Source organism: uncultured Anaerotruncus sp. (genome assembly GCF_902490045.1).
Lineage (GTDB): Bacteria > Bacillota > Clostridia > Oscillospirales > Ruminococcaceae > Anaerotruncus.
Genome location: NZ_CABUCJ010000078.1, coordinates 1 through 11,466, shown reverse-complemented (window position 1 = coordinate 11,466; position 11,466 = coordinate 1). Strand labels below are relative to the sequence as shown.

At 65.1% G+C, this 11,466-nt stretch carries 9 protein-coding genes and 1 pseudogene; 4 read left to right on the top strand and 6 right to left on the bottom strand.

Annotated features, from left to right (window positions below):
- Window positions 1–134: hypothetical protein (locus RDM88_RS12890; protein ID WP_374045439.1), on the bottom strand; the 134-nt coding region annotated here is incomplete at its 3' end.
- An 11-nt stretch (window positions 135–145) separates the two neighbouring features.
- Entirely contained in the window at window positions 146–1,297 is a 1,152-nt protein-coding gene (locus RDM88_RS08875; protein WP_308754499.1) for an aminotransferase class V-fold PLP-dependent enzyme, read from the bottom strand.
- Between the two features lie 189 nt (window positions 1,298–1,486).
- On the opposite strand from RDM88_RS08875, the gene yedE reads away from it, so the two are divergent.
- The 3 genes from yedE to RDM88_RS08860 are packed head-to-tail and all read left to right on the top strand — an operon-like array spanning window position 1,487 to window position 3,110.
- Complete coding sequence (gene yedE, locus RDM88_RS08870) at window positions 1,487–2,611, top strand: YedE family putative selenium transporter (RefSeq protein WP_374045438.1); 1,125 nt, start codon at window positions 1,487–1,489, stop codon at window positions 2,609–2,611.
- A 14-nt stretch (window positions 2,612–2,625) separates the two neighbouring features.
- Window positions 2,626–2,835, top strand: coding sequence for a sulfurtransferase TusA family protein (locus RDM88_RS08865; RefSeq protein ID WP_308754497.1), 210 nt, complete (start codon window positions 2,626–2,628; stop codon window positions 2,833–2,835).
- Between the two features lie 35 nt (window positions 2,836–2,870).
- Window positions 2,871–3,110, top strand: coding sequence for a DUF3343 domain-containing protein (locus RDM88_RS08860; protein WP_308754496.1), 240 nt, complete (start codon window positions 2,871–2,873; stop codon window positions 3,108–3,110).
- A gap of 329 nt (window positions 3,111–3,439) precedes the next feature.
- On the opposite strand, the pseudogene arcC reads toward RDM88_RS08860, so the two are convergent.
- The 4 genes and pseudogenes from arcC to dpaL form a co-directional block, all read right to left on the bottom strand.
- Window positions 3,440–4,364, bottom strand: a pseudogene (arcC, locus tag RDM88_RS08855) (carbamate kinase).
- 136 nt (window positions 4,365–4,500) lie between these two features.
- Complete coding sequence (gene ygeW / locus RDM88_RS08850; protein ID WP_308754495.1) at window positions 4,501–5,697, bottom strand: knotted carbamoyltransferase YgeW; 1,197 nt, start codon at window positions 5,695–5,697, stop codon at window positions 4,501–4,503.
- Between the two features lie 211 nt (window positions 5,698–5,908).
- On the bottom strand, window positions 5,909–7,219 hold the full coding sequence (locus RDM88_RS08845; protein ID WP_308754494.1) for a YgeY family selenium metabolism-linked hydrolase: 1,311 nt from the start codon (window positions 7,217–7,219) through the stop codon (window positions 5,909–5,911).
- Between the two features lie 181 nt (window positions 7,220–7,400).
- On the bottom strand, window positions 7,401–8,618 hold the full coding sequence (gene dpaL, locus RDM88_RS08840) for a diaminopropionate ammonia-lyase (RefSeq protein WP_308754493.1): 1,218 nt from the start codon (window positions 8,616–8,618) through the stop codon (window positions 7,401–7,403).
- Window positions 8,619–8,867: 249 nt separating this feature from the next.
- On the opposite strand from dpaL, the gene xdh reads away from it, so the two are divergent.
- The gene (gene xdh / locus RDM88_RS08835) at window positions 8,868–11,432 is read left to right on the top strand and encodes a selenium-dependent xanthine dehydrogenase (protein WP_308754492.1); all 2,565 of its coding nucleotides are present in this window, start codon (window positions 8,868–8,870) and stop codon (window positions 11,430–11,432) included.
- The last annotated feature ends 34 nt before the right edge of the window (window positions 11,433–11,466 follow it).

The window sequence follows — 11,466 nt, the reverse complement described above, 5'->3', positions numbered from 1 at the left end:
GCGTCGAGCTCGGCGCGCACCGCGCCGAGCGCCGCCGCCCGCCCCTGCTGCTGCGCAGCCCGGGCGAGCCCGGGCTCCCGGAGCAGCTCGTCCACCTGCGGGATCGCCCGCAGCAGCGCCGTCCTGTCGTCCATGCCGCGCCCTCCTATCCGTTCAAAATGCGTCCGATCGCATCGGCCGCGTAATCGATCTCTTCCTCCGTGTTCCAATATCCGAAGGAGAACCGCACCGTCCCCTGCGGATAGGTCCCGAGCGTCCGGTGCGCGTTTGGGGCGCAGTGCAGGCCGCAGCGGGTCATGACGCCGTATTCACTGTCGAGACGGAAGGCGATCTCCGCGTTGTCCCTGCCGGGGAAGTCGAGGGAGACGACCGCCGTGCGCCCTTCCGCCGTCCGGGGGCCGGCGACGCGGATGCGGTCGTCCCCCGCGGCCGCCGCGAGGAACCGCGCGGTCAGCGCCTGCTCCCGCGCGCGGATGGTCCCGATCCCCGTCTCCTCCAGAAAGCCGAGGGCCGCGTGCAGTCCGTAGATGCCCGGAAGGTTCAAGGTACCCGCCTCGAATCGGTCGGGCAGCGGCCCGGGCACCGTCTCGAGGTGGGAAAAGCTGCCCGTCCCGCCCGAAATGAGCGGGGTCAGCTCCTTTTCAAATTCATCGGTGATGAGGAATCCCCCCGTTCCCTGCGGGCCGAGCAGCCCCTTGTGCCCGGTGAACGCGAGCGCGTCGGCGCCCATCGAGGCCATGTCGATGGATTCCGCCCCGGCGGTCTGCGCGCAGTCGACGACAAAGCGCAGCCCATGCGCGCGGCAGAACGCCCCCACCCGCGCGACCGGCTGGATGGTGCCCGCGACGTTGGACGCGTGGGTCAGGACGACGGCGCGGGTGTTGGGGCGGACAAGTCCGTCGAGCGCGTCCAGGCAAAGGGCTCCCTCCCCGTCGCAGGGGATGCGGTCGAACGCCACGCCCGTCTGTGCAAGCTGCACGACCGGGCGCATGACCGCGTTATGCTCCACCGCGCTCACGAGGACATGGTCGCCGGGGCGCAGGAAGCCCTTGAGGATCATGTTGAGCGCCTCGGTGACATTGAGGGTGAAGATGACGTTTCGCGGGTCGGGGCCGCCCAGCAGGGCGCAGAGCCGCTCGCGCGCGGCAAGCACCGTCCCGGCGGCCTCGTAGGCGGAGGCGTACCCGCCGCGGCCAACGTTGCTGCCGATCCGTTCCATATACGCCACCATCGCGGACACGACCGCGGGCGGCTTGGGGAAGGAGGTCGCCGCGTGGTCGAAATATACCTTCTGCATCTCCTGGGGCCTCCTTTTCGGATTCTGGCTTCTATTGTACGCCACTTTTCCCTCTCGCGCCATATTTATAGACGATATCTATAAATACCGTTAATTTATTCAAATTTGTGATTTCCATATGCCAAGTCTTTGTTCTATAATAACAAAAGAGACGCACGTGCAAATCAAAACGATTTTGAGGTGTTGGCATTGAAGGAGAAACGCAAAATCATCCTCGCCGGCGCGGTCATCGGCGTCATCGCTGCCGCGCTCGTCTGGTTCGGAAATCCGAAAAACATGGGCTTCTGCATCGCCTGCTTTATCCGCGACACCGCCGGCGCGGTCGGGATGCACCAGGCGGCGGCCGTCCAGTACATCCGTCCCGAAATCATCGGGCTCGTGCTCGGCGCGCTCATCGTCTCGGTCGCGAAAAAGGAATTTCTCCCCCGCGGAGGCTCCTCCCCGATGACCCGTTTCGTGCTCGGCGCGTTCGTCATGATCACCGCGCTCGTCTTCCTCGGCTGTCCGCTGCGCATGGTGCTGCGGATCGCCGGCGGCGACCTCAACGCCATCGTCGGGCTCGCCGGCTTCGCGCTCGGCATCCTCTGCGGCGTGCAGTTCCTCAAACGCGGCTACAGCCTGAAGCGCACCTACACCCTGCCCGCCGTCGACGGCGTCTGGCTGCCGGTCGTCCAGGTCGCGCTCTTCGGCCTGCTCTGCGCCGCGCCCGCGTTCATCCTCTTCAGCGAAACAGGCCCGGGCTCGATGCGCGCCCCCGTCTGGATCTCCCTCATCGCCGGACTGATCGTCGGCGCGCTCGCGCAGCGCACCCGGCTCTGCATGGTCGGCGGCATCCGTGACGTCCTGCTCTTTCGGGACTGGACGCTGCTCTCCGGCTTTATCGCCATCCTCGCCGCCGCGCTCGCCGGCAACCTCCTGCTGAACGCCCTGTTCGGCGGCTACTTCAGCCTCGGCTTCATGGGCCAGCCGGTCGCCCACGTCGACGGCGTCTGGAACTTCCTCTCGATGGCCGCCGTCGGGCTCGGCTCGGTCATGCTGGGCGGCTGTCCGCTCCGCCAGCTCATCCTCGCGGGCGAGGGCAACTCCGATTCCGCCGTCACCGTCGCCGGCTACTTTGTCGGCGCGGCGTTCGCCCACAATTTCGGCCTCGCTTCCGCCGCCACCGCGGTGGCCGAGGATGGGACCGTCACCGGCGGCCCGACCGCCGCCGGGAAGCTCTTCACCATAATCGCACTCGTCGTCCTGCTCGCCGTCGCCTTCCTCAATACGAAGGCTTCGGCCGCGGCGCGCGCAAAAGAGCCCCAGCGGGCATAAAAGGAGGAATTTTCATGGCACAGACCATCGACGCGCGCGGGCTCTCCTGCCCGCAGCCGGTCGTCCTGACAAAAAACGCGCTTGACAAGGCCCCCTCCTCCTGCGAGGTGCTGGTGGACAATCCCACCGCGCGGGAGAACGTCACCCGCTACGCCGAACGCGCGGGCTACCGCGTCTCCGTCTCGGCGGAGGGGGAGGACTTCCGCCTGACCCTCGCGAAATAACCGCCCCACATTCGATCCGCCGGGAGGGAACCCCTTTGCACGACTATATCGCGACCTTTTTCACCCACTATGACGCGCTCCGGTTCGCAAACGACCTGCGCGGACGGGGAACCGCGGTACGGCTTTCCCCCGTGCCGCGGAGCCTGAGCTCCTCCTGCGGGACCTGCGCCCGTTTCGCCTTTGAGGGCGAAGAGCGGGAACTGGACCGCGCGGGGCTCGAGCAGCTCGTGCGAACGGATTCCGGCCGGTACCTTCCGGTCATCGACAACCGATAATACGTCACTCCAATTTGCATATCCTGCCACACGGAAGGGCCGCCCCAATGGGGCGGCCCTTCCGTCCTCCCAACTTCCCCGTCGTTCCGGGAGACGCCCGCCATCTTCCCCCGAACGCCACCCCGCCGCACGGCCGGCGCCCAACGCTCCGGGAAGCGCCCCGCCTGAACCAAAAGTTCTTTTCCGCTTTCTTTCAAGAAAGCGGCAAAAGAAAACGCCGCCCGTCCGGGCGGCGCTTCTTTTCCACGTCCCTCTCGAAAACGCGGGCCGCCCGCGGGGGCAAGAATCCCGCGGGCGGCGAAAGGAGGGTATCAACAGATGGAGCGAAGTCAGCGAATGATGGTGCCGGTCTTTCCGGCGATGCCGTCCTTGGCCTTTTCCAGCAGGGTGATCAGCGCGTAGCGGTCCGGCTTGGACTCGGCGAACTGGAGGGCGGCCTGCACCTTCGGGAGCATCGAGCCGGGGGCGAAGTGGCCCTCGGAGATGAGCTGCCGGGCGCGTTCGGGAGTGAGCTCGTCGAGCCACTCCTGGTTGGGCTTTCCGAAATTGATGGCGACCTTTTCGACCGCCGTGAGGATGATCAGGCAATCCGCGTCGACCGACTCGGCCAGACGCGCGCTGCAGAAGTCCTTGTCGATGACGGCGGGCACGCCCTTGAGGTGGTTGCCCTCCGTCTCCATGACGGGGATGCCGCCGCCGCCCGCCGCGACGACCACCTGCCCCGCGTCGACGAGGGTGCGGATCGTCTCGATCTCGACGATGTGCTGCGGGCGGGGGGAGGCCACGACGCGGCCCCGCGTCCTCCATAACGGTGTAGCCCTTTTCAGCGGCCAGCTTTTTGGCCGCCTCTTCGGTCATGAAGCTGCCGATCGGCTTGGTCGGCTTTTTGAAGGCGGGGTCCTCAGGGTCGACGACGACCTGGGTGATGAGCGTCGAAACGGGCTTGTGGATGCCGCGGTCGAGCAGCTCCTCCCGCAGGGCGTTCTGGAGGTCGTAGCCGATGTAGCCCTGGCTCATCGCGCCGCACACCGACAGCGGAATCGGATACTGTTTGGGGTCGATCGTGTTGAGGGAGGCCATCGCCTTCTGGATCATCCCGACCTGCGGACCGTTGCCGTGGGAGATGACGACCTCGTGTCCCTCTTCGATCAAGTCAACGATCGCCTTGGAGGTCTGCCTGACCGCGATCATCTGTTCGGGCAGGTTGTTGCCGAGCGCGTTGCCGCCCAGAGCGATGACGATTCTCTTTCCCATACCAAATTACCACCTTTTCATAATATCGGCTCAAGCCGGCGGCGCCGGCATATTGTGACGTCGGTCCCGGGTAACGCGCTCCCCGGGACGCCGCAAAGGCGGAATCCGTACCGCTGCGGGCGGGGCCGCGCGCCTCTTACTTGGTCCAGCGGGGGGTGCCGCGCTCCTCGAGCGCCTTGAGGACCGCCTGCGGATCCCTGACCTTCGAAAGGAAGATCATCGCCGCGATGACGTAGGGCTTGAAGGATGCCTCCTTGTAGAGCGGGGTGCGGTAGCGGTCGAACACCGAGGCCTCGACCTCGCCGTCCTCACAGGAGACGCCGTTGATGTCGGCGGGCAGGCAGTGCAGGTAGAGCGCCTTACCGTCCTTCGTGGTCTTCATCAGCTCCTCGGTGCAGCACCAGTCCTTGTGGTTGGCGTTCTGCGCGAGCAGCTCCTTTTCGAGCTTCCGGATGCCCTCCGAGTCGCCCTCGCCGTAGAGGTTGGTGCGCTTTTCCATCGCGGCGAAGGGGGCCCAGCTCTTCGGATAGACGATGTCCGCGCCCTGGAAGGCGTCGGCCATCGAGTTGGTCTTGCGGTAGGTGCCGCCCGACGCGGCGGCGTTATTTTTGGCGACCTCCTCGACCTCGGGCATGACCTCGTAGCCCTCGGGATGGGCCAGCACGACGTCCATGCCGAAGCGGGTCATCAGGCCGATGACGCCCTGCGGCACCGAAAGGGGCTTGCCGTAGGAGGGGCTGTAGGCCCAGGTCATCGCGACCTTTTTCCCCTTGAGGTTCTCCACGCCGCCGAAGTGGTGGATGATGTGGAGCATATCCGCCATGCACTGGGTCGGGTGGTCGATATCGCACTGGAGGTTGACAAGGGTCGGGATCTGCTCGAGCACGCCGTCCTGGTAGCCCTCGCGGACCGATTTGGACACCTCGTGCATGTAGGCGTTGCCCTTGCCGATGTACATGTCGTCGCGGATGCCGATGACGTCCGCCATGAAGGAGATCATGTTCGCCGTCTCGCGGACGGTCTCGCCGTGCGCGATCTGGGATTTGCCCTCGTCAAGGTCCTGCACCTCGAGGCCCAGCAGGTTGCAGGCGGAGGCGAAGGAGAAGCGGGTGCGGGTGGAGTTGTCGCGGAAGAGGGAGATGCCCAGCCCGCTCTCAAAAATCTTCGTGGAGATGTTCTGCTCGCGCATATAGCGCAGCGCGTCGGCGACGGTGAAGACCGCCTCGAGCTCGTCGTCCGTCTTCTCCCAGGTGAGGAAGAAGTCGTTCATGTACATCTCTTTGAAGTTGAGTTTGTTGAGTTTGTCGATATAGGCCTGTAATTTCTGATCCATAGCTGTAACTCCTTCACAAATGTTTACTGAATTTGAATGGTTTTCAGAAATCGGCCAATCCTATATGCAATTTTAACGAATATCTTCCTCTACAGCATACATGAATTGGCGATTGATTGCAAGTTCTCCGACTGTATTTGTTCGTCTCCACCGCAAATTTGTGCATTTTCACTCCGAAGCGGTAAGCGAAAAAACCAAAATTTATTGTGGTTTATTCACAATAACAGGTGGGAAGCGCCGCGTAAACCGCCGCGCAGCGGACGAGATCGTCCTTCCAGGTCATCTCGTTGGGGGCGTGCGCCTGCGCCTCCGCGCCCGGGCCGAACCCGATGCAGGGGATGCCGTTGCGGCCCATGATCGACACGCCGTTGGTCGAGAAGGTCCACTTGTCGGTCAGCGGGCGGGCCCTGCGCATCTCCTCGTTGGCGGGCGCGCCCACGCGGCTGTCGCCGTAGAGGCCCTTGTAGGCCGCCTCCATCGCTTTGGTGACCCTGTGGTCCTCGGGGATGACCCATGTCGGGAAATAGCACTCGATCGGATAGGTGAGCCCCGTCCAGGAGGGGCGCTCGTAGTTGTACATGCTCACCTTGACGTCGCCGCCGTACTTTTTGACGGCAGGCAGGTTCCGGATTTCCTCGAGGCAGCTCTCCCACGTCTCGCCCGCGGTCATGCGGCGGTCGAGCGACACGGCGCAGGAGTCCGCTACCGCGCAGCGCGACGGCGAGGTAAAGAAGATCTCCGACACCGTCACGGTGCCGCGGCCGAGGAAGCGGGCTTCCTTCCACTCGGAGTTGTACGCCTCGTCGAGCATCTTCACGAGGCCCTTGATCTCCGTGCCGGCCGCCGCGTCGTTCTCGTTGAGGGCGCGCACGTCCTGGAGGATGTCGGCCATCTTGTAGATCGCGTTGTCTCCGCGCTCGGGCGCCGAGCCGTGGCAGGAGACGCCCTTGACGTCGATGCGGATTTCCATGCGGCCCCGCTGCCCGCGGTAGATGCCGCCGTCGGTCGGCTCGGTGGAGACGACGAACGCGGGACGGACGTGGTCCTCCTTGACGATGTACTCCCAGCAGAGGCCGTCGCAGTCCTCCTCCTGCACCGTTCCGGTGACGAGGACCCTGTATTTGTCGTTCAAAAGGCCGAGGTCCTTCATGATCTTCGCGCCGTAGACCGCGGACACGATGCCGCCCATCTGGTCGGAGGTGCCGCGGCCGCCGATCTCGAGGTCGTTCTCATAGCCCTCGTAGGGGTCGAAGTTCCAGTTGTCGCGGTTGCCGACGCCCACCGTGTCGATGTGCGCGTCAAACCCGATCAGCGTTTCACCCGCGCCCATGTAGCCGAGCACGTTGCCCATCGGGTCGATGACCACCTCGTCGAACCCGACCTTCTCCATCTCCTCCTTGATGCGCAGGATGTGGCCCTTTTCGCCGCAGCTCTCGCCCGGGATCGCCACCAAATCCCGCAAGAACCTGGTCATGTCCGCGCGGTATCCCCGCGCCGCCTCGTTGATCTTCGTGAAATCCATCGTCGTTTCCTCCTTTTAACATGCGGTCTGGCTCAAATATAACGTTGGGACGCTTTTTTCTCTTGTATAAAAGCGTTGCAAAAAATGCGCCTGAAGGATCAGGGATCTTGCGCCCTGCGGGGCGCGCGTCGGGGCCCCGCCCCGGCGCCCCTCCGCCTTTTGAAAAAGGCGGGCGAAAACTTTAATCCCGGCAGGACGGGTTCGCGCCGTTCCAGACGACCCTCCGGTAGTTCTCCGGGTCGGTGTCCCCCTCGGTGGAGAAGATCAGCACCTTCGAGTCCTTCCCGAGCCCGATCGCCTCGCGCAGCTCGCGGTAGGCATTGTCCTCCATCAGCGCGGCCGCCAGACCCATGCCGACCGCCCCGCTCTCCCCCGAGACGACCTGCGGGTCGCCCTTGCAGGGGGCGCCGAGCATCCGCATCCCCTTGGCCGCGACCCAGTCGGGACAGGAGACGAAAAAGCCCGCGTGGTTGCGCAGGATCTCCCACGAGATCGTGTTCGGCTCACCGCACGCGAGCCCCGCCATGATCGTCTGTAAATCGCCGCCCACGATGCGCGGTTTGCCGTCCGCCGCGACCGCGCCCTTATAGAGGCAGTCGGCGGCCTGCGCCTCCATGACGACCGTCGTCGGTGCGTTGTCCGGGAAGAGGTTCGCAAAGTAGCCCTGGACCGCGCCCGCCAGCGAGCCGACGCCCGCCTGGATGAAGATGTGGGTCGGCCGGTCGACGCCCGCCTCGCGGAGCTGTTCGGCCGCCTCCGACGCCATCGTGCCGTAGCCCTGCATGATCCACGCCGGGATTTCCTCGTAGCCCTCCCACGCGGTGTCCTGCACGACCACCCCGCGCGGGGTCGCGGCGGCTTCCGCAGCCGCCATGCGCACGCAGTCGTCGTAGTTGACCTCTTCGATCGTCACCTGCGCGCCCTCTTTTGCAATGTTGTCGAAGCGGGTTTTGGTGCTCCCCTTCGGCATATGTACGACCGCCCTCTGCCCGAGCTTGTTGGCCGCCCACGCGACGCCCCGTCCGTGGTTGCCGTCGGTCGCGGTGAAGAAGGTCGCCTGCCCGAACTCGTCCCGCAGCTTTTGAGAGGTGAGGTACTCGTAGGTCATCTCCGACACGTCCCGGCCGAGCTCCCCGGCGATATAGCGCGCCATCGCGAACGACCCGCCCAGCACCTTGAAGGCGTTGAGGCCGAAGCGGTAGGACTCATCCTTGACGAAGAAGCCCCCCAGCCCGAGCTGCGCCGCCATCCGGTCCAGCCGCGCCAGCGGCGTCACCGAATACTGCGGGAAGCTCTGGTGGAATCTGCGCGCCTTCGCCACGTTCTCGAGCGCCATGACCGACAGCTCCCGGTCGTCCCCCTTCGGCATCCGGTTCGCCGCCCATTTGATCTGTTCCATGCTCTGCTCTCCTCCTGTTAAAACGGTCTTTCGGGGCAAGTATGACTTTTGTTCTTAACCCCATCATAGCACAGGAAACAGGCAAGTCAATAGGTTTTCTTAAAAAAATTTGTTTTACCTAAAAATTTTTTAGAATTTGTCGAAATTGCCTATTGCTTTTCCACCATCAGAATGATAAACTTAGGATGGATTTATAAAAGTATTACTTATTTTTCGACATTCAGCGGAATTCGGATGGAGGACGGTACGATGGTTACAATGACGGTCAACGGCAGACAGGTGGTCTCCGAAAAGGACGAAAAGCTCCTCACCTTCCTGCGCGAGACGCTCGGGCTCACCTCGGTCAAAAACGGCTGCTCGGAGGGCGCCTGCGGCACCTGCATGATCCTGGTGGACGGCAGGGCCACCAAGGCCTGCGTCCTCAAAACCTCCAAATGCGCCGGGAAATCGATCGTCACCTGCGAGGGGCTCACCCCGCGCGAGCGGGAGGTCTACGCCTACGCCTTCACCCACTGCGGCGCGGTCCAGTGCGGCTTCTGTACCCCCGGCATGGTTATGAGCGCCAAGGGCCTCCTCGACGCCGTGCCCGATCCGGCCCGCGCGCAGGTCAAGGAGGCGCTCAAAAACAACATCTGCCGCTGCACCGGCTACAAAAAGATCGAGGAGGCGGTGCTGCTGGCCGCAAAGCTCCTCCGCGAGGATTCCCCCGTCCCCGCCTGCACCTTCACCGGCAGGGTGGGCGAAAGCCTGCCCCGCGTCGACGCGCCCGCCAAGGCGGTGGGCGACGCGGAATATGTCGACGACATGCGCGTCGAGGGGCTCTGCTACGGCAGCGCCGTGCGCAGCGCCTATCCGCGTGCGCGGGTGCTCTCGATCGACGCGGAGGAGGCGCGGGCGCTGCCCGGCGTCGTCGCCCTGCTCACCGCCGCCGACCTGCCCGGGAAGCCCAGGGTCGGCCACCTCAAAAAGGATTACGACGTGCTCATCCCCGTCGGCGGGATCACCCACTTCCTCGGGGACGCGGTCGCGCTCGTCGCGGCAGAGGACCGCGAAACGCTCGAACGGGCGAAGGCCCTCGTCAAGGTGGAGTACGAGGAGCTGCCCGGCGTCTTCTCCCCCGCCGAGGCGATGGCCCCCGGCGCGCCGCTCGTGCATGGGGAGACCCCCGGCAATCTGCTTGCTCACGAGCATCTGGTGCGCGGCAACGCCGACGAGGCGATCCGCCGCTCCAAATACGTGGTGACCACCCGCTACTCCACCCCGCCGACCGAGCACGCCTTCCTCGAGACCGAGACGGCGCTCGCGATGCCCGACGGGGACGGGATCGTCGTCTATTCGGCCGACCAGGGCGTCTACCAGACCAAAAAGGAGTGCGCCGAGGCGACCGGCCTGCCGCCCGAAAAGGTGCGGGTCGTCGCCAAAATGGTGGGCGGCGGCTTCGGCGGCAAGGAGGACATGAGCGTCCAGCACCACGCCGCCCTGCTCGCGCTGGCGGCCCGGCGACCCGTCAAGGTCGCGCTGACCCGCAGGGAAAGCATCCTCATCCACCCCAAGCGGCACGCCTTTGAGATGGAGTTCACGACCGCCTGCGACGAGAACGGCCGCCTCACCGCGATGAAGGCGTCGCTCGTCTCCGACACGGGCGCCTACGCCTCGCTGGGAGGTCCGGTGCTCCAGCGCGCCTGTACCCACGCGGCCGGCCCCTACAACTACCAGGACATCGAGATCGACGGGAAGGCCTACTACACCAACAACCCGCCCGCGGGGGCCTTCCGCGGCTTCGGCGTGACGCAGAGCTGCTTTGCCACCGAGTGCAACCTCAACCTGCTCGCCGAAAAGGTTGGCATCTCCCCGTGGGAGATCCGCTACCGCAACGCCATCCGGCCGGGGCAGGTGCTCCCCAACGGGCAGATCGCCGACGAGACGACCGCCGCCGTCGAGACGCTCCTGGCGGTGAAGCCCTACTACGACGCGCACCCCAAGGCGGGTATCGCCTGCGCGATCAAAAACAGCGGACTCGGCGTTGGCATCCCCGACACGGGGCGCTGCCGCCTGCTCGTGAAGGACGGCCGGGTGCAGATCCACACCTCCGCCGCCTGCATCGGGCAGGGCATGGGCACCGTCGTCACCCAGATCGTCTGCGACGTGACCGGGCTTCCTCTTAACCGGGTAGCTTACCAGGCCCCCGACACCGCCCTCGCGCCCGACGCGGGCAATACGACCGCCTCCCGCCAGACCCTCTTCACCGGGGAGGCCGCGCGGCAGGCCGCGCTCCAGCTGGCAGCCGCGCTCGGCGATTTCTCCCTCGACGCGCTCGAGGGCCGGGAATTCACCGCGGAATACCTCGGCGTGACCGATAAGCTGGGTTCCGACAAACCCAATCCCGTCAGCCACATCGCCTACGGCTACGCGACCCACCTCGTCGACCTCGACGAAAACGGCCGCATCCGCAAGGTGATCGCCGCGCACGATGTCGGGCAGGCGATCAACCCGGTCAGCGTCGAGGGGCAGATCGAGGGCGGCGTGGTCATGAGCCTCGGCTACGCGCTCACCGAGGATTTCCCGCTCGACCACGGCAGGCCCACCGCCAAATTCGGCACCCTCGGGCTCTTTAAGGCGACCGAGACCCCCGACGTCGAGGCGGTCATCGTCGAGGGCCCCGCCAAATCCGAGCTCGCACGCGGCGCCAAGGGCATCGGCGAAATCGCGTCGATCCCGACCGCGCCCGCCGTCCAGCTCGCCTACTACAACTTCGACGGCAAATTCCGCACCAGGCTCCCGCTCGAGGACACCCCCTACAGCCGCAAAAAATAAAACGCGCCGCAAGGCGCGGAGAAGGCCCCGCCCC